Source organism: Tardiphaga sp. GW822-FHT04G09, from assembly GCF_058800725.1.
Genome location: NZ_JBXAMO010000019.1, coordinates 60,114 through 77,736, shown reverse-complemented (window position 1 = coordinate 77,736; position 17,623 = coordinate 60,114). Strand labels below are relative to the sequence as shown.

Here is a 17,623-nt window from a genome sequence, read left to right as displayed (position 1 = left end):
CGATGCGCGACACGTTGCATCGGTTCTTTCGGGCGGCGCGCGGCGCCGGTGTGCGGATTTCGCCTGCCGAAAGTATCGATGCGATGCGTGCCGTGGCCGAAGTGGGCCCCGCGGATCGCGCCATCCTGCGCGATGCGCTGCTGCTGACCATGGCGAAGTCCGGCGAGGAGAAAGCGGCGCTCGCTGCCTGTTTCGATACGTTCTTTGCGCATCCCGATTTCGGGCAAGCACCTGCGGCGAATGACGATGAAGACACCGACGGAGGTAAAAACGAGACCAACGCTGTCCCGGTCGACGGTTCGGCTCCGGGTGAAGCGCCCACCGCGCCCGAACTCGGTACGCTCGCGCAAATGCTGCTATCGCAGGACCGCGCCGCCATCACCGCCGCCCTGTCCAATGCCTCCAATGCCGCCGGCCTGACCAATATCCGCGTCTTCACCCAGCGGGGGCTGTTTGCGAGCCGCGTGCTCGAGCAACTCGGTGTCGGTCGCCTGCGCGACGATATCGACGCGCTCAGCGCCAGCAACTCGGGCGATGCAGAACGTTTGACGGCTGCGCTCGGCAGCCTGCGCGAGACCGTCAGCGAGATGGTGTCGCAGGCCTTGCTGCTGTATGGCCGCGAGGAGAAAGAGGCGTTGCGCAACGAGATCCTGCGCAATGCACCGATGGCCCGGCTGGAGCAGCGGCAGATCGCGCAGATGCGCGTGCTGATCCGGCAAATGGCCCGGCGGCTGCGCGAGCGCTTCAGCAAGCCGCGCAAGCGCCAGCGCCGCGGTCATCTCGACGTCCGGCGGACCATCCGCCGCAATGCGGCGTGGGGTGGCGTGCCGTTCATGACGGCGTGGAAGCGCCGCCACCGCGACAAGCCGAAGATCGTCGCGATCTGCGATGTCTCGGGTTCGGTAGCGCAGGTGTCGGATTTCTTCCTGCTGCTGATCCACAGTCTGCATGAAGTTGTGTCGGATGTGCGCTCCTTCGCCTTCTCCGGCAACCTGATCGAAGTCAGTGAAGTCCTGGAGAAGAACAAACCTGAAGAGGCGATGAAGCAGATCATGTCTTCGGTCGGTTACGGCTCGTCCGATTATGGTCGCTCCTTCGTCGATTTCGAGAAGGGTTTCATGAGTGCGATTACGGCGCAAACCACGGTCATTGTTCTCGGCGATGCCCGCAGCAACAATCTCGATCCGCGCGCCGACATCCTGCGCCGCATCGGCGAGCGCTCGAAGCGGCTGGTCTGGCTCAATCCGGAGGGGCGCATGGGCTGGGGCTTCGGCGATTCCGAAATGCCGCGTTATGCGACGTTCTGCAACGTTGTCCGCCAATGCGCAACGGCGCAGCAGCTCGAGCGCGCCGTCGCCGATATCGTGGCGACCTATCAATAGCGGAGGCTGGGATGGCTGGTATCGACACCGTGTTTACATCGGCGAAATTCGCCGATGGCAGCCTCAACGCGATTGCCGTCAGCGACGGTCGCATCGTGTCGATCGCACCGGCCAGTGATCCGGCGCCGCATGCAGCGGGCACCGTTGATCTCGGCGGCACGCTGGTGATCCCGTCCTTTGTTGAAGGTCATGTCCATCTCGACACCAGTTTCTACGGCGACGTCTGGCGGCCGCATCAGCCCTATACCAACGGCTTCAACGTGCAGGAGCGCGTCGGCTTTCAGGCCGACAATATGGCCAAGGCTGCGCCGATGGCGGAGCGGGCGCGCAGCCAGCTCGAGCTTTGTCTCGGCCACGGCAGTACGCGGATGCGCAGCCATGTGATGGTCGACGGCTCGGTGGATCTCAAATCACTGGAGACGATCCTCGCGGTGCGCGAAGCGCATCGCGATGTCATGGACATCCAGCTCGTCGCGTTCCCGCAGAGCGGCATCCTGCGCAGTCCGGGTACGCCGGATCTGCTCGATGCCGCCTTCGATCTCGGTGCAAACGTGATCGGCGGCCTTGATCCCGGCGGATTCGACCGGGATGTCGAGAAACACCTCGATGTCGTGTTCGGTATCGCCGAACGCCGAGGCGTCGATGTCGATATCCACCTGCATGATCCCTCCATGCTTGGCATCTTCGAGATAGAGCAGATCTGCGCACGTACGCGGGCGCTCGGCATGAACGGCCATGTCGCCATCAGCCACGCTTATGCGCTGGGCGATGTCGCCGCCGATGTGGTTCAGCGCACGGCGGAAACGCTGGCGTCGAGCGGCGTGGCCATCATGACCAATGCGCCCGGCGCGCGGCCGTTTCCGCCGGTGAAGCTGCTGCGTGCGGCCGGCGTAACCGTATTCGGCGGCTGCGACAATATTCGGGACTCCTGGTGGCCCTATGGCGACGGCGACATGCTGGGCCGCGCGATGATGATCGGCTACCGCTCCGGCTTCAACACCGACGCCGATCTGACGCTGGCTTTCGACATCGTCACCGCCGGCGGCGCCGAGGCGCTGCGGTTGGATGACTGGGGCCTGCGGGTCGGCGCCAAGGCCGACTTCGTCGCCATCGATGCCCCGCATGTGCCGCAGGCCGTGGTCGATCTGCCGAGCCGCCGCGCGGTCTACAAGAACGGCCGGCTGGTCGCGCGGGATGGGAAGATCGTCGCCCGAAAGGCTTGAATCATTGGCTGGACGCGTTACGACTGCGCCCTACGCCGCTGGCATGCCACGAGTTCTGGAGACGATGAATGCTTGAAACACCGCGCGCGCGACGGGGTATGGTGACCTCTCCGCATCATCTGGCGTCGCAGGCCGGCCTCGATGTGCTCAAGGACGGCGGCACCGCCGTGGAAGCGGCGATCGCCGTGGCAGCCGCTCTGGCGGTGGTCTATCCGCATATGACCGGCTTTGGCGGCGACGGTTTCTGGCTGATCGCCGAGCCCGGCAAGACCCCGACCACGGTGGATGCCTGCGGCCGTGCCGGCGCGGCGGTGGATCTGGCTTACTACGCCTCAAAGGGCGCTTCGGCGATCCCGTTCCGCGGGCCGCTTGCCGCCAACACCGTCGCCGGCACCGTCTCCGGCTGGCAGAAGGCGCTGGACGTCTCCAAGCATTGGCAAAAGCCGATGGCGCGTGAACGCCTGCTGGAAAGCGCGATCTATTACGCCGAGAACGGCATCGTCGTCACCCGTAGCCAGTCGGAACTCACGACCGAGAAATCCGCGGAGCTAAAGGACCAGCCAAACTTCGCCGGGACTTTTATGCCGAACGGCCACGCGCCGGCTGAAGGCGATATCATGAAACTGCCGGCGCTCGGCGCGACGCTGAAGCGTCTCGCTGCCGATGGGTTCGAGAGTTTCTACAAGGGCAAGCTTGCGGATAGCATCGCCGCCGACCTTGCCAAGGTCGCGTCGCCTGTCACAGCGGCAGACCTGCAGAACCATCAGGCGACGGAGCGTCCGCCGCTGTCGACCACAGTGCGCGGTGCGCAACTTTTTAATATGGCGCCGCCGACGCAAGGCCTGTCATCGCTGATGATCCTGGCGATGTTTGATCGCCTCGGCGTCACCCAGGCGGAAGGCTTCGACCACATCCATGGTCTGGTGGAGGCCACCAAACAGGCCTTCATCGTGCGCGACGAACATGTCGGCGATCCCGATCACATGACGGTTGATCCCGCATCTTTCCTCGACAACGCCAAGCTGGACGAACTCGCGCGTCATATCGATCGTAAGGTCGCCTTGCCGTGGCCGCATGTCCGCAAGCCCGGCGACACCATCTGGCTCGGTGTCATCGACGGTCAGGGCCGTTCGGTCTCGTTCATCCAGTCGGTCTATTTCGAATTCGGTTCCGGCGTGGTGCTGCCGGACACCGGCATCTGCTGGCAGAACCGTGGCGCCTCGTTCCGGCTTGCCGAGAGTGGCTGGAATGCACTGAAGCCGAACCGCAAGCCGTTCCACACGCTCAATCCGGCGATGGCGATCTTCGATGACGGCCGTCGCATGGTCTATGGCAATATGGGCGGCGAGGGGCAGCCGCAGACGCAGTCGGCCGTGTTCTCGCGTTACGGCATGTTCGGCATGCCGCTGCAGCAGGCGGTGACGGCACCGCGCTGGCTGCTCGGCAAGACCTGGGGCGACGAGAGCGTCACGCTGAAACTGGAGGATCGCTTCGACCCCGCATTGATCCAGCAGTTGCGCGATGCCGGTCACGTGGTGGAAGTGCTCGGCAGCTATACCGGCACCATGGGTCACGCGGGCGCGATCGTGCTGCATGAGAACGGCGTGCTCGAAGGTGCGACGGATCCAAGGTCGGACGGCGCCGTGGCGGCGTGGTGATCAGCCCGCCATTAGCTTGCGCAACTCGGTCTTCATGATCTTGCCATTGGCGTTGCGCGGCAGCGGTTCCTTCAGGAAGGTGATGGTGTCCGGCACCTTGTAGTCGGACAATCGCTCGGCGCAGTATTTCCGGATGTCGGCCTCGTTGCCGCCATCGGGGCTGTAGGCGAAGGCATGCACGCGTTCGCCCAGCACCGGATCGGGTTTGCCGATCACCGCGCTCTCGACGATGGCGGGATGATGCGACATCACGTTCTCGACCTCGGTGCAGTAGATCTTGAAACCGGCGCGGTTGATCATGTCCTTCTTGCGATCGACCACAGAGACATAGCCGTCCGAATCGATGCGGCCGATATCGCCGGAGCGCCAATAGCCGCCGACGAAGCCGCTGCGCGTTCCATCCGGATTGTCCCAATAGCCGGGCACGACCATCGCCCCCGCGATCAGCAGCTCGCCGTCCTGCCCGGCCGGCACCTCGCGGCCATCGTCATCGGCGACTACGATATGCGCGCCGGTCACCGGGCGGCCAACCGTGTTGATCTTGTTCGCAGGCGCGCCGGGCGGCAGGATTGTTGCTGGCGATGACGTCTCTGTCGAGCCATAGGCATTGCAGAGATTGAGGTCCGGCAATGCCTTGGCGAGCCGCTTGATGGTCGCTTCGGGCATCGGCGCCCCGCCGAAGCCGGCGATGCGCCAGGCCGACAGGTCATGGGTCTCGAAGTCCGGCTGCAGCAGGCAGAGATTATACATCGCCGGCACCATTAGTGTGTAGGTCATGCGCTCGCGTGCCGCGACGGCGAGAAACTCCGGTGCCTTGAAGGCCGGCAGGATGACGGTGGTGCCGGCGACATTGATGGTCGCAAGGATCAGCGCCACGAGCCCGGTGACATGCGAGGCCGGTACCGCCAACATGGTGACATCGCCGTCGCGCAGGCCATAGCCGTGCTGGAAATTGAGCACCGAGTGGATGATGCTCACATGGGTGAGCATCGCGCCTTTCGGATTGCCTGTCGTGCCCGATGTATAGAGCAGATAGGCGGTGTCTTCCTGATGAGGCTCGGGAAACGCCACGGCGGGCGCATCATTCATTAGCTCGCCAAATGATGTTGCCCGTCCGCTGCCGACCACCCATTGCCCGCGCAATTCGGCGCGCGGCTCCGGCAGGTTCATCTCGCAATCGGCGTCATAGACCAGCGCCGAGGCCTTGCACTGCTGCAGCACATAGTCGATCTCGGGCTTGCGCTGCCGCATGTTGAGCGGGACGACGATCAGGCCGGCACGGCCGGCGCCGAGCGCGAGATAGACGAATTCCAGGCAGTTGCCGAGCAGCATGGCGATGCGCTCGCCTTTCTGGAAGCCGGCGGCGATGAGATTGCGCGCGATATTCTCGGCGATGCGATCGAGCTCGGCATAAGTGACGCGCTGCGTGCCAAGCACCAGTGCTATGCCATCGGGCTTGCGCGCGACGACGGCGCGCAACATGGCGTCGAGGCTCAGAGGACGGTCCAGGAAACAGGTGACGACACGGTCGTCATAGAGAACTTCGTGGCGTGTCGCCGGCATCGAGGCTCCCGGCGCGATCTGTCCTTGCATGTCCATCCCAGACGTTTTTTGCACGCCACAATTGGCGCGACCCGCCATTTGGCTGGCGATGATGACGTCAGGTTAATCAGCCAGGCGGCGAAAGCCAACCCGCTTCGCCGCAGGCTCGTCGCGCGGGAGATGTGCGTCTGGCGCTTAGCGCGCTTCCACCGTCACATGCTGCAATTCATGCACGGCTGTCAGGCGTTGGCGCACCGCCTCGACGCTCGCTGCGCCGGCAAAGCCGACGATCGCGGCATGCGCACCGGGGCCGACGCGCCAGACATGCAGGTCGAAGATTCGGGCATCGCCGGGGCGCTCAACCTCGTCGCGGATTTCCTGTTCGAGATGCGGGTCCGAGGTATCGAGCAGGACGGCTGAGGTGTCGCGCAGCAGATTCCACGCCCAGACGGCGATGACGATACCGCCGACAATGCCCATTGCGGGATCAAGCCAGACCCAGCCGAGATAGCGCCCGGCAAGCAGGGCCGCGATGGCAAGTATGGACGTCAGCGCGTCTGCCATCACATGGACGACGGCCGACCGCATGTTGTTGTCGTCATGGCGTGCGTGATGATCGTGATTGTGACCGTGGTCGTGTGCATGGTCGTGATGATGGTCATGGCCGTGATGGTGACCGTGACCACCCGACAGCAGGAAGACGCTGGCGATATTGACGGCGAGGCCGATGACCGCGACGAAGGTGGCTTCGCCGAAGGCTACGGGCGAAGGATCGAATAATCGAACGATGGATTCCACGGCGATACCGAGCGCAATAACGGCCAGGATCAGTGCCGAGGCAAAGCCTGCGAGATCTCCGACTTTACCGGTACCAAACGTAAACCGGCGGTTGTGCGCGTTGCGCCGCGCAAAGGCATAGGCGCCTGCAGCGATGGCAAGCGCGCCCGCATGGGTCGCCATGTGGAACCCGTCCGCCAGCAGCGCCATCGAGTTGAAAATCGTGCCGGCGATAATCTCGCCGACCATCATGATCGCGGTGAGCGCCACCACCCACAATGTGCGGCGAGTGTTTTCGTCGTGCCTGTCGCCGAGGAACATATGATCATGGGACAGGGCATCGATGTCGCTGTGAATACTCATGACGGCCAGTCCTTATTTCGCGTAGCGCCGAATGGCGGCGATGAGTTCTTCGGCGCCGGCCGCACGGTTGTCCGTGCTGAGGTCCGGATGGGCGACATGTTCGCGGACATGGTCCTCGATCAGTTCATCCATCAGCCCGCTTACGGCGCCACGCACGCCTGCGACCTGATGCAGGATCGTGGCGCAGCCGGCGTCTTCGGTGATGGCCTTCTCAATGGCGGCCATTTGGCCGGCGAGCCGACGGACCCGGGCGAGCAGCTTGGTCTTGTTAGCGGTGAGATGCGACATAGGATAGTCCCCTACCCTATATTTCTTTCAAATGAAAGTCCCCACCCGGCGAGAAGCCGGGCAGGGGAGTTTGCGGGAGGAAACGAAGGGGGCGATCAGGCCGCTGCGGCCATTACGCGGGGATGGGCGACGTGTTCCTTGAGCACCAGGCCGGAGGCATCGACCTCGGCGAGCGAGACGTCATAGCTCCAGAGATCGGCGAGATGCTGCAGTACCCGCTTGGCGTCGGCTTCATTGAGCAGGGCGCCATTGAGCACCGAGTGCTTCAGCATCAAGCGACGATCGCCGGCGAGGTCGACGTCCACCACTTCGATATTCGCGTCGATCAGGCCGACATCGTACTGACGGGCCAGCACACGTCGGACGCGACGATAGCCACGCTCGTCATGGATGGCGTCGACCCGAATGCCCGCACTCTCGGCAGGATCGTCATGCAGGTGGAACATCCGCATATGGCGCATCAGCCGTGGGCTAAGGAACTGGCTGACGAAGCTCTCATCGCGGTAGTTCGCCCAGATATCGCGCAGGACCGCCATCGCGTCGCCTTTGCCGGCGATATCGGGAAACCAGGCGCGGTCTTCGTCGGTCGGATCGGTAACGATTTTCTCGATGTCCTGCATCATCGCGAAGCCGAGCGCATAGGGGTTGAAGCCCGAGAAGCGCCGGTCGTCGTAATTCGGCTGGAACACGACATTGGTGTGGGATTGCAGGAATTCCAGGTAGTTGCCGTCCGAGATCTGCCCGGTCTGATGCAGCCGGGTCATGATGCGATAATGCACGTAAGTGGCCGTGCCCTCGTTCATCACCTTGGTCTGCCCTTGCGGGTAGAAATATTGCGAGATGTGCCGGACGATGCGCAGCAGTTCACGCTGCCAGGTTTGCAGCCGCGGCGCGGCTTTCTCCAGGAAATATAGCAGGTTTTCCTGCGGCAGGCCGAGCAGGGCGCGTCGGCGCTCCGCGCTGAGCAGTGAGGCACTCTTGGTCGGCCCCGCGGGAACCGTGCGCCAGAGATCGTTGAACGAGGTTTCTTCGTGGTTCCGGCGTTCTTTGGCGCGTTTTTCCTCGGCGCGCAAATCCAGCGATTTCTTGCCCGGATAGCGATCGACGCCGTGCGACATCAGCGCGTGAGCGGCGTCGAGCGTGTGTTCTACAGCGGCGCGACCATGGCGTTCTTCACATTGTGCCACATAGCCCTTGGCGAAATCGAGATAATCAAGAATGCCGTCGGCATCTGTCCATTGCTTGAACAGGTAGTTGTTCTTGAAGAAGTGATTGTGGCCGAAAGCGGCGTGAGCGATCACCAGCGTCTGCATCGTCGCCGTGTTTTCCTCCATCAGGTAGGAAATGCACGGCGACGAGTTGATGACGATTTCATAGGCCAGACCCATCAGGCCCTTGCGATAGGACGCTTCCTGATGGGCGAACTGCTTGCCGAACGACCAGTGCTTGTAATACAGCGGCATGCCTACGGATGAGTAAGCATCCAGCATCTGTTCGGCGGTGATGACCTCGATCTGGTTCGGATAGACGCTGAGGCCGAGCTCCTTTTCGGCGATCTCCTCGCAGGCATCGTGAATGCGCTGCAGTGTGACGAAGTCCCATTCGGCGCCTTGGTAGAGGCGGTCTGTCATGGTGCCACCTCTTTGCCCGTGCGGCGTTGGAACAGATCGTGGAACACCGGGAAAATCTCGCTGCGGTCGTTGACCTTGCGCATCGAGAGCGGCGCCCCTTCCGCGCGCAGCCGTTGATACAGCGTCCACAGCGAGGATTCCGACGTTTCGAACGGAGGGCTGCCGCTTTCGCCAACTTCGAGATAGGCGAAGAACTGCGTCACCGGCAGGATCATGTCTTTCAGCAGGCGGCCGGAAAGATCGCCATCGGCATAGGAGTTGTCGCCGTCGGAGGCCTGCGCGGCATAGATGTTCCAGTCGGCGGGGCGATAGCGCGACTGCACGATCTCATGCATCGCCTGCAGCGCGCTGGAGACCAGCGTGCCGCCCGAAGCCGGGCCATGGAAGAAAGTCTGTTCGTCGACTTCCTCGGCGCGGTCGGTATGGCGGATGAAGACAATATCGACCTTGCGATAACGTCGTGTCAGGAAGACGTAGAGCAGCATGTAGAACCGCTTGGCGAGATCCTTCATGTGCTCGGACATCGAGCCGGAAACGTCCATCAGGCAGAACATGACAGCCTGCGCCACCGGCTTTGGCATGGTCTCGAAGCGGCGATAGCGGATATCGATGGGATCGATGAAGGGAATTCGCCGCGTCTTGGATTTCAGCCGTTCGATTTCAGCCAGCAATTCGGGACGGCGCTCGTCACTGCAATGCTCCAATTCTGCTTCCAGCAGCGCAATGGCTTCCGGTCGCGGTCGCTGCAGTGCAACCCGTCGTGCCATGGCCAGGCGCACGGTGCGGCTGACCGAAATATTGGCAGGCGAGCCTGTCGTTGTATATCCGGCGCGGCGCAGGCCTTCGTTCTCGACTTCGGCCAGCTTGCGCTTGGAAAGATCCGGCAGTTCCAGGTCGTCGAGGAAAATGTCGACGAACTCTTCCCGGCTGAGCACAAACCGGAACGCATCCTCGCCGTCGCCTTCGCCGGCATCGTTGGATCTGCCGCTCTTCGATTGCGGCCGCTGAAGGTAATCACCTTCCACGAATTTCACGTTGCCGGGCAATACCCGGTCGCGAATTCCGCCTTCGCGGTAAAAGCGCGGCTCGTTCATCCCGTCGAGCGGGATGGACACTTCGCCGCCTTCCAGGACGTCTTTGATGTCGCGGTCCTGGGAGGCTTTCTTGACGGCTCCCTGAACCAGAGCTTTCGCGCGTCGCAAGAACCGCTGGCGGTTCTCAAGACTCTTGCTGCTCGGGTTCAGGCGTCTATCGACGATATGCATGGCCACGTTATGTTGGCTCCTTGCGTCAGCCGGCCTGTTTCACGCGCATATACCATTCGACGAGACGACGAACCTGGCGCTCGGTGTAGCCGCGATCGACCATCCGCGCGACGAAGTCGTCATGCTTCTTCTCGGTCTCGCCGTCCTTCTTCGATCCGAAGGAGATCACCGGAAGCAGATCTTCGACTTGAGAGAAGATGCGCTTTTCGATGACTTCCCTGATCTTCTCATAACTCGTCCAGGTCGGATTCTTTCCACCATTCTGCGCCCGTGAGCGAAGCGAGAACTTCACGACTTCGTTGCGGAAGTCCTTGGGGTTGGCAATTCCGGCCGGCTTTTCGATCTTGCTCAGCTCCTGATTGAGTAATTCGCGATCGAGCAATTGTCCGGTGTCAGGATCCTTGAAGTCCTGATCCTCGATCCAGGCATCGGCATAGTCGACGTAACGATCGAACAGGTTCTGGCCATAATCCGAATAGGATTCCAGATAGGCTTTCTGGATTTCGTGGCCGATGAACTCCGCATAACGCGGTACAAGCTCGGCCTTGATGAATTCGAGATAACGTTTTTCGACTTCATCAGGCATCTGCTCCCTGCGGATCGCCTGCTCCAGCGTATACATCAGGTGCACGGGATCTGCGCCAATCTCCGACGTGTCGTGATTGTAGGTCGCGGCCAAAACCTTGAACGCGAAGCGCGTCGAGGCGCCGTCCATGCCTTCATCAACACCGGCGGCGTCCTTGTATTCCTGAACGCTGCGGGCCTTCGGATCCGATTCTTTCAGGCTTTCGCCGTCATAGACCCGCATCTTGGCGAAGGTGGTCGAGTTTTCGTGCTTGCGCAGCCGCGACATCACGGAGAAGCGCGCCAGGGTCTCCAGCGTCGCCGGTGCGCAAGGTGCTGTGGCGAGTTCGGAGCCCTGAATAAGCTTCTCATAGATCTTCTGTTCTTCGGTGACGCGCAGGCAGTACGGCACCTTGATGACGCAGATACGGTCGATGAAGGCTTCGTTGTTCTTGTTGGCCTTGAAACTCTGCCACTCGGATTCGTTGGAGTGGGCAAGGATCACGCCGGTGAACGGGATGGCGCCGATGTTTTCGGTGCCGATGTAGTTGCCTTCCTGCGTCGCCGTCAGCAGCGGATGCAGCATCTTGATCGGCGCCTTGAACATCTCGACGAATTCAAGAATGCCCTGATTGGCGCGGTTGAGGCCGCCGGAATAGCTGTAGGCGTCGGGATCGTTCTGCGCGAAGACTTCGAGCTTGCGGATATCGACCTTGCCGACCAGCGAGGAGATGTCCTGGTTGTTCTCGTCACCGGGCTCTGTCTTGGCAATGGCGATCTGGCGCAATCGCGACGGCTGGATCCGTGCGACGCGGAATTGCGAGATGTCGCCGCCGAAAGATTCGAGCCGCTTATAGCACCACGGGCTCATGAGACCCGTAAGCCGCCGGCGTGGAACGCCGTATTTCTCTTCGATCATCGGGCCGAGCGTGTCGGGATCGAACAGGCTGAGCGGGCTTTCAAAGACCGGGCTGAGCTCGTCGCCGGCTTTCAGCACATAGATGGGATGGACTTCCATCAACGCCTTGAGGCGCTCGGCAAGCGATGATTTGCCGCCGCCGACCGGGCCGAGCAGATAAAGAATCTGCTTGCGCTCCTCGAGGCCCTGCGCCGCGTGGCGGAAGAAGGCGACGATGCGTTCGATCGTATCTTCCATGCCGTGAAAGCCGGCAAAGGCTGGATAGCTGCGGATGGTACGATTCAAAAAAATACGGCCAAGGCGTGGATCCTTGGCCGTGTCTATCATTTGAGGCTCGCCGATCGCCGCCAGCAGGCGTTCCGCCGCGTTGGCATATCGCATCGGGTCTCCTCTGCAGGATTCCAGATACTCGGACATCGACATGTCCGTCTGACTTCGGGCCTCGTAACTTCGAGCGAACGCATTGAACAGAGAATCGTTGTACATGATCCCTCTCTCCTTGCTGGTCGGCCGTCCTGTTGGTCGCGATGCTCCTAATGTGGTAACGGAACGCGTCTTTCCGATCGCGACTCAACATCAGCACTATAGCCTGCAGGACACATCCAGGTCCGAAATCGCGCAATGCGATCTGAGTGCAGCGCGCGACTCATATTCAGGCACTTGCTTATAAGTTAGGCCAGTTTTGCCATGTCTCAAGGGCTGGCAAAGCGATTGTCCACGCCTGTGACTCGAACGCCACAAAATTGCCGTATCCCGGAAGCTTTCGGATTCTTGTATCGGGATAGAGGGTTGGCACGAGTCCAAACGCGCATAAGCGTGTGCTGTGCCTAGTTCCGGTCGCCTGGCAGCACAGGGAGCGGAGTCACCTCAATACCTTCGTCGATCAGCGAGCGCGCTTCGTCTGGCGTCGCTTCCCCATAAATCGGGCGATGTTCGATATCGCCGTAATGCATCTTGCGGGCTTCGCTCGGGAAGTTTTCGCCGACATTGTCCGCGTTCTTGGTCACGTGATCGCGCAGCTCTTTCAGCTTGGCGCGGAGCTCGGCTTCCTGCGGCGCCATCATCAGCGGCGCTGTGGACTCGGAACCGGTGTCAGGGGGGGCCTCCGGGCGGTTCTTGCTCTTGCCGACGATACGCGGCGCCATGATCGCTTTCTCGATCTTCACCGAGCCGCAATGCGGGCAATTCACCAACTTGCGCTTCACCTGGGAGTCGTATGCGCCGGAGCTCTGGAACCAGCTTTCGAAAGCGTGGCCCTTCTCGCAGCGCAGGTTGTAGCGGATCATGTCGCTTCCCGAACGAGATGCAGGTAGTCCGGGCCCGATTTGGGGTCGCTGACACTGAAGCGGCGGCCGTGTTGCAATGACGGCACGGTCTTGCGCGCTTCGGTCACCTTGGCCGGATCGATTTTCGCGAGGATGAAGCCCGGTTCGACGCCGGTGGCTTCGGCCAGCACCACGCCCCACGGGTCGATAATCAGCGAGTGGCCATATGTCGCGCGCTTGTTCTCGTGCACGCCGCCTTGCGCGGCCGCAAAGACGAAGCAACCGGTCTCGATCGCGCGGGCGCGCAGCAGCGTGTGCCAATGGGCCTCGCCAGTCTTTTGCGTGAAGGCCGAGGGCACCGTCAGGAACGACGCGCCGCTTTCGGCCAATGCGCGATACAGCGCCGGGAAGCGCACATCGTAGCAGATGGTCAGGCCGATGCGGCCCCAGGGGAGGTCGGAGATGACGGCGGTCTCGCCCGGCTGGTAATTCGCTGATTCGCGATAGCTCTCGCCGTTGGGCAGGTCGATGTCGAACATGTGGATCTTGTCGTAGCTCGCCAGGACATTGCCGTCCGGTCCGATCAGGAACGAGCGATTGGCGGCGCGTTCCGGGTTGGCCAGCACGGCCAGCGATCCGATATGCAGGTGGATCTTCAGCTCGGCGGCCAGAGCGCGATAGGCCTTCAGCGAGAGGTCGTCTTCTTCCGAGCGCAGATGTTCGAACAGCGCGGTGCGATTGAGTTGCATCATATTGCTCACTTCCGGCGTGAGCACATAGTCGGCGCCGGCGAGCGCGGCTTCGCGGATCAGATGGCGGCCTTGTTCGAGGCTCGGCTCCGGCAGCAGGCCGGTACGCATCTGCACCATCCCGGCGGTGAAGGTCTGGGGCTCGGACGTCGGGGATATCTGGCTCATGAGGTGGCCTTCTCGCCTGCGATCATGGCGTCAAATTTGCCTTCGCGGTCCAATGCGTAGAGATCGTCGCAGCCGCCGATCAGGGTGCCGCCGATGAAAATCTGCGGAAAGGTGGCGCCGGGGTAGGTCCGGTCGAACATTTCCTGGCGCAGGTTCGGGTCGGTCGCGGTGTCGAAATGGGTGAAAGCGGCTTTCTTGCGCTGGAGCAGCGAGATCGCGGCACTGCAATAGCCACAGCCGGGACGGGTGTAGATTTCAATCGCGGCGGCCATCGGGTGCTCCAGTTGCAGGGGAAGTGTCTGATTATATGGGGACCTTGTGGGCCTCCACAACCCGCGCAAAGACCAGCACATCGACCTGAGCGGCCTTGGCGCGCAGCAGCGCCCGTGCGCAGGCGTCCGTCGTGGCACCGGAGGTCAGCACGTCATCGACCAGAATGACGCGGCGGCCCTGGATTTCAACCTGGCGTTCAGGCGGGACCTTGAAGGCGCCCTGCACATTGCTGGCGCGCTCGGTGCGCGACAGGCCGATCTGGTGTTCGGTCGGGCGTATTCGCCGCAGGGCGTCGCGGGATATCGCAACACCGCTCTGCCGGCCGATTGCCCGCGCCAGCGCGCCGGACTGGTTGAAGCGCCGGCTGAAGCCGCGCCGCCAGTGCAGCGGCACCGGCACCAGAACATCGGCGTCTGCTAGCAATTCCTTCCCCGCGCGCGCCATCCAGCGACCCATGGTTGGCGCCAGATCGGTCCGGTCATGATATTTCAACTGATGCACCAGCGTGCGGGCGATCTCGTCATAGCGCACGGCTGCGCGGGCGCGCTGATAGGCCGGCGGATCAGCGATCGCCTGCATCGACAGGATGCCCGGGCCGGGATCGTAGACGAACGGAATGCCGAGCCGGCTGCAGAACGGCGGCGCGATGAAGGAGAGTTTGCCCCAGCAGGCCGCGCAGACGCCTTCGCCCGCCACGGGTTCCCGGCAGGCCACGCAAAGGGTCGGCAGCGCGACGTCAAGGGCAAGGCGGGCGGTTTGCGTCAATGCGGACCGGCAAAGCTTCAGCGTGCCGCGCAATTGCGCGGGGAGGGACCACGACACTGTCGTTTCTGCGTCCATAGGTTGAAGGCTAGAGCGCTCCTGCACCGATCTCAAGCGCGATTGCCAGATCCCCGGTCTTCGGCGTACCAAGCCGCATGGCTCAGACCTCCATTGCTGCACCGATCCTGTTCGACCGCGCCCTGCTGCGCGTGCGGCAGGCGCGTGCGTCGAAGCTTGGCGCCGAGACGTTCCTGCTGGATCGTGTTGTCGCCGACATGGACGAGCGATTGCAGGCGGTTCTGCGCCAGTTCGACAATGCCGTCGACGTGGCAACGCCGGGCAACGGTCTGCGCGATGTTGTGGCCGGGCGCGTCGGTCATGTCGCCCATGTCGATGTGCCGGATGTCGAAAGCGATGGCCTCAATCTCGCGCCTGCGTCGCTCGATCTCGTCGTCTCCGCACTCGGGCTGCATTTCGTCAATGATCTGCCGGGCGCGATGGCGCAGATCCGCCGCGCACTGAAGCCGGATGGCCTGCTGCTGGCGGCGATGCTGGGCGGCGATACGCTGACGGAGCTGCGGCAATCATTTGCTGCTGCGGAAGCCGAGCTCGACGGTGGCATCTCGCCGCGCGTCGCGCCATCAGCCGATCTGCGTGATGTCGGTGCGTTGCTGCAGCGGGCGGGATTTGCGCTGCCGGTGACCGACGTCGATCGCGTCGTGGTGCGCTACGACAGCGTCTTCGGTCTGATGCAGGACCTGCGCAGGATGGGCGCCACCAATGTGCTGGTCGAGCGCCGCCGCGCGCCGCTGCGCCGCGCGACGCTGCTGCGCATGGCGCAGATCTACAGTGAACGCTTTGCCGATCCCGATGGACGCATCCGCGCGACCTTCGACATCATCTGGCTGTCCGGCTGGGCACCGCATGAAAGCCAGCAGAAGCCGCTGAAGCCGGGCTCGGCGAAAGCGAGTCTCGCCGATGCGGTGAAGGGACTGAAGCCCTAGAGCAGATCGATCAGATGCGGGATCAGCGGGATATCCGCGGCCGGCATCGGATAGTCGCGCAGCTTGTTGGGCCGCACCCAGGCGAGGTTCTGGCCTTCCCTGGAGATCGCAAGGCCTTCCCAGCGCCGGCAGATATAGAGCGGCATCAGCAGGTGAAAATCCTCATAGGCGTGGCTGGCGAAGGTCAGCGGCGCGAGGCAGGCTTCCTTCACGGTGATCCCGAGCTCCTCGTCGAGCTCGCGGATCAGCGCCGCTTCGGGCCGCTCGCCAGGCTCCAGCTTGCCGCCGGGAAATTCCCACAGGCCGGCCAGCGCCTTGCCTTCCGGCCGCTGTGCGATCAGCACGCGGCCGTCAGGATCGATCAATGCGCAGGCAACGACGAGGACGAGTTTCACGACCGATAGTCGCCATTGATGGCGATATATTCCTTGGTGAGATCGCAGGTCAGCACGCGGTCGCGGCCCTTGCCGAGGCCGAGCGCGACCTTGATCTGGATCTCCGGCTTCTTCATCGCGTTGGAGACCTCGGTCTCGTTATAGGACGGATCGCGTGCGCCTGACTTGGCGACGCGAATGCCGTTGAACCAGATCGACAGCTTGTCGCGATTGGCAGGCTCGCCGGCCTTGCCGACAGCCATGACCACGCGGCCCCAATTGGCATCCTCGCCGCCCACCGCCGTCTTCACCAGCGGTGAGTTGGCGATCGACATGGCGATCTTGCGTGCCGAGGCTTTCGAGGTCGCTCCCTCGACGACGATCTCAATGAGCTTGCGGGCGCCCTCGCCATCGCGCGCGACCTGTTCGGCGAGATCGTTGAGGATCGCGTGCAATGCCTTCACGAAGGGCTTCAGCCTGACGTCGCTGGCCTTGGTGATCTTCGGCGCGCCCTGTGCGGCCGCGGCGCCCGTCGCGAACATCAGGAGCGTGTCCGAGGTCGAGGTGTCGCCGTCGATGGTCACCGCGTTGAACGAGTCGTCAACGCCGGCCTTGAGCAGCGCCTGCAGCGCCGGTGCGGAGATCGGCGCGTCGGTGAAGATGAAGGAGAGCATCGTCGCCATGTCCGGCGCGATCATGCCGGCGCCCTTGGCCATGCCGTTGATGGTGACCCTGGCCTTGCCGAGCTTCACGGTGGCGGTTGCGACCTTCGGGAAGGTGTCGGTGGTCATGATCGCCCGGGCGGCGTCCATCCAGCCGTCCGGTCCGGCGCTGTCCGCCAGCGTGGCGAGCACGCCGTTGAACTTGGTCGCGTCCAGCGGTTCGCCGATCACGCCGGTCGAGGCGAGGAAGATTTCGTTCGGCTTGCAGCCCACGGCCTTGGACGCGATGTCGCCGGTGAGTTTGGTCGAAGCCTTGCCGGTCTTGCCGGTGAAGGCGTTGGCATTGCCGGAATTGACCACCAGTGCCTGCGCCTTGCCGTTCTTGAGCACGGTGCGACACCATTCCACCGGCGCTGACGGGCACTTCGACTTGGTGAACACGCCGGCCGCCGTCGTGCCCTTGTCCATCACCGCGAGCAGCACGTCGGTGCGGCCCTTGTAGCGGATCCCGGCGGCAGCCGTGGCGAGGCGCACGCCTGCGATGGCGGGCATCTCGGGAACGTCGGTCGGGGCGAGGGGGGAGACGGGGGACGGCTTGGCCATGAGTGCTTTCAGCTTTCGTAAAAAGATGAAGCGCTCTGTATCACCTCTGCCGCCGCGGTGGGAGAGGGCTTTGCCGTCATGCTCCCGTCACGTGGCGACTTGCTATGTGAACATGACCCTGTCCGAAAAACGGTACCCGCCTTTCGGGATT

16 protein-coding genes are annotated in these 17,623 nt (G+C 62.8%); 4 read left to right on the top strand and 12 right to left on the bottom strand.

The window, feature by feature from the left end; all coding sequences use genetic code 11:
• Nucleotides 1–2: 2 nt before the first annotated feature.
• The 3 genes from AC1RLZ_RS24740 (at nt 3) to AC1RLZ_RS24730 (ending at nt 4,263) form a co-directional block, all read left to right on the top strand.
• Nucleotides 3–1,382, top strand: coding sequence for a vWA domain-containing protein (locus AC1RLZ_RS24740; protein WP_493190764.1), 1,380 nt, complete (start codon nt 3–5; stop codon nt 1,380–1,382).
• Nucleotides 1,383–1,393: 11 nt separating this feature from the next.
• On the top strand, nt 1,394–2,605 hold the full coding sequence (locus AC1RLZ_RS24735) for an amidohydrolase family protein (protein ID WP_493190763.1): 1,212 nt from the start codon (nt 1,394–1,396) through the stop codon (nt 2,603–2,605).
• 68 nt (nt 2,606–2,673) lie between these two features.
• Nucleotides 2,674–4,263, top strand: coding sequence for a gamma-glutamyltransferase family protein (locus AC1RLZ_RS24730; protein ID WP_493190762.1), 1,590 nt, complete (start codon nt 2,674–2,676; stop codon nt 4,261–4,263).
• Here the strand turns inward: AC1RLZ_RS24730 and AC1RLZ_RS24725 are convergent, their stop codons facing one another.
• The 10 genes from AC1RLZ_RS24725 to AC1RLZ_RS24680 all read right to left on the bottom strand — a co-directional run bounded on the left by AC1RLZ_RS24725 (nt 4,264) and on the right by AC1RLZ_RS24680 (nt 14,907).
• The gene (locus AC1RLZ_RS24725) at nt 4,264–5,826 is read right to left on the bottom strand and encodes a class I adenylate-forming enzyme family protein (protein ID WP_493190761.1); all 1,563 of its coding nucleotides are present in this window, start codon (nt 5,824–5,826) and stop codon (nt 4,264–4,266) included.
• A 174-nt stretch (nt 5,827–6,000) separates the two neighbouring features.
• Entirely contained in the window at nt 6,001–6,945 is a 945-nt protein-coding gene (gene dmeF, locus AC1RLZ_RS24720) for a CDF family Co(II)/Ni(II) efflux transporter DmeF (RefSeq protein ID WP_493190760.1), read from the bottom strand.
• Between the two features lie 12 nt (nt 6,946–6,957).
• Nucleotides 6,958–7,233 (bottom strand): metal/formaldehyde-sensitive transcriptional repressor, encoded by a 276-nt coding sequence (locus AC1RLZ_RS24715; protein WP_493190759.1) that lies wholly within the window; start codon nt 7,231–7,233, stop codon nt 6,958–6,960.
• Between the two features lie 95 nt (nt 7,234–7,328).
• On the bottom strand, nt 7,329–8,864 hold the full coding sequence (locus tag AC1RLZ_RS24710; protein ID WP_493190758.1) for a SpoVR family protein: 1,536 nt from the start codon (nt 8,862–8,864) through the stop codon (nt 7,329–7,331).
• Nucleotides 8,861–10,129, bottom strand: a complete 1,269-nt coding sequence (locus tag AC1RLZ_RS24705; RefSeq protein ID WP_493190795.1) for a YeaH/YhbH family protein — start codon at nt 10,127–10,129, stop codon at nt 8,861–8,863. Before AC1RLZ_RS24705 ends, AC1RLZ_RS24710 begins: the two co-directional genes overlap by 4 nt.
• 25 nt (nt 10,130–10,154) lie before the next feature.
• On the bottom strand, nt 10,155–12,098 hold the full coding sequence (locus tag AC1RLZ_RS24700) for a PrkA family serine protein kinase (RefSeq protein WP_493190757.1): 1,944 nt from the start codon (nt 12,096–12,098) through the stop codon (nt 10,155–10,157).
• A gap of 341 nt (nt 12,099–12,439) precedes the next feature.
• On the bottom strand, nt 12,440–12,898 hold the full coding sequence (locus AC1RLZ_RS24695) for a DUF1178 family protein (protein WP_371422963.1): 459 nt from the start codon (nt 12,896–12,898) through the stop codon (nt 12,440–12,442).
• A complete protein-coding gene (locus tag AC1RLZ_RS24690) occupies nt 12,895–13,794 on the bottom strand; it encodes a carbon-nitrogen hydrolase family protein (protein WP_493190756.1) in 900 nt (299 codons plus the stop codon). Before AC1RLZ_RS24690 ends, AC1RLZ_RS24695 begins: the two co-directional genes overlap by 4 nt.
• Complete coding sequence (gene grxC / locus AC1RLZ_RS24685) at nt 13,791–14,066, bottom strand: glutaredoxin 3 (protein ID WP_371422961.1); 276 nt, start codon at nt 14,064–14,066, stop codon at nt 13,791–13,793. Before grxC ends, AC1RLZ_RS24690 begins: the two co-directional genes overlap by 4 nt.
• 31 nt (nt 14,067–14,097) lie before the next feature.
• Nucleotides 14,098–14,907, bottom strand: a complete 810-nt coding sequence (locus AC1RLZ_RS24680; RefSeq protein WP_493190755.1) for a ComF family protein — start codon at nt 14,905–14,907, stop codon at nt 14,098–14,100.
• 77 nt (nt 14,908–14,984) lie between these two features.
• On the opposite strand from AC1RLZ_RS24680, the gene AC1RLZ_RS24675 reads away from it, so the two are divergent.
• Entirely contained in the window at nt 14,985–15,833 is an 849-nt protein-coding gene (locus AC1RLZ_RS24675) for a methyltransferase domain-containing protein (protein WP_493190754.1), read from the top strand.
• Here AC1RLZ_RS24675 and AC1RLZ_RS24670 read toward each other — a convergent pair.
• Both AC1RLZ_RS24670 and argJ read right to left on the bottom strand, forming a co-directional pair.
• Nucleotides 15,830–16,228 (bottom strand): (deoxy)nucleoside triphosphate pyrophosphohydrolase, encoded by a 399-nt coding sequence (locus AC1RLZ_RS24670; protein ID WP_120287336.1) that lies wholly within the window; start codon nt 16,226–16,228, stop codon nt 15,830–15,832. The two genes, AC1RLZ_RS24675 and AC1RLZ_RS24670, sit on opposite strands and share 4 nt — an antisense overlap.
• Nucleotides 16,225–17,472 carry a bifunctional glutamate N-acetyltransferase/amino-acid acetyltransferase ArgJ gene (argJ, locus tag AC1RLZ_RS24665; RefSeq protein ID WP_493190753.1) on the bottom strand — a complete coding sequence of 416 codons (1,248 nt, stop codon included), beginning with the start codon at nt 17,470–17,472 and terminating at the stop codon, nt 16,225–16,227. The genes AC1RLZ_RS24670 and argJ overlap by 4 nt, the downstream gene beginning before the upstream one ends.
• Nucleotides 17,473–17,623: the final 151 nt, after the last annotated feature.

Coding starts and splice junctions, on each gene's coding strand:
- grxC (WP_371422961.1), bottom strand. CDS start 14,066: ATGGCCGCCGCGATTGAAATCTACACCCGTCCCGGCTGTGGCTATTGC.
- AC1RLZ_RS24740 (WP_493190764.1), top strand. CDS start 3: ATGCGCGACACGTTGCATCGGTTCTTTCGGGCGGCGCGCGGCGCCGGT.
- AC1RLZ_RS24680 (WP_493190755.1), bottom strand. CDS start 14,907: ATGGACGCAGAAACGACAGTGTCGTGGTCCCTCCCCGCGCAATTGCGC.
- AC1RLZ_RS24735 (WP_493190763.1), top strand. CDS start 1,394: ATGGCTGGTATCGACACCGTGTTTACATCGGCGAAATTCGCCGATGGC.
- AC1RLZ_RS24675 (WP_493190754.1), top strand. CDS start 14,985: ATGGCTCAGACCTCCATTGCTGCACCGATCCTGTTCGACCGCGCCCTG.
- AC1RLZ_RS24725 (WP_493190761.1), bottom strand. CDS start 5,826: ATGCCGGCGACACGCCACGAAGTTCTCTATGACGACCGTGTCGTCACC.
- AC1RLZ_RS24700 (WP_493190757.1), bottom strand. CDS start 12,098: ATGTACAACGATTCTCTGTTCAATGCGTTCGCTCGAAGTTACGAGGCC.
- AC1RLZ_RS24695 (WP_371422963.1), bottom strand. CDS start 12,898: ATGATCCGCTACAACCTGCGCTGCGAGAAGGGCCACGCTTTCGAAAGC.
- AC1RLZ_RS24690 (WP_493190756.1), bottom strand. CDS start 13,794: ATGAGCCAGATATCCCCGACGTCCGAGCCCCAGACCTTCACCGCCGGG.
- AC1RLZ_RS24705 (WP_493190795.1), bottom strand. CDS start 10,129: ATGCATATCGTCGATAGACGCCTGAACCCGAGCAGCAAGAGTCTTGAG.
- AC1RLZ_RS24715 (WP_493190759.1), bottom strand. CDS start 7,233: ATGTCGCATCTCACCGCTAACAAGACCAAGCTGCTCGCCCGGGTCCGT.
- AC1RLZ_RS24730 (WP_493190762.1), top strand. CDS start 2,674: ATGCTTGAAACACCGCGCGCGCGACGGGGTATGGTGACCTCTCCGCAT.
- argJ (WP_493190753.1), bottom strand. CDS start 17,472: ATGGCCAAGCCGTCCCCCGTCTCCCCCCTCGCCCCGACCGACGTTCCC.
- dmeF (WP_493190760.1), bottom strand. CDS start 6,945: ATGAGTATTCACAGCGACATCGATGCCCTGTCCCATGATCATATGTTC.
- AC1RLZ_RS24710 (WP_493190758.1), bottom strand. CDS start 8,864: ATGACAGACCGCCTCTACCAAGGCGCCGAATGGGACTTCGTCACACTG.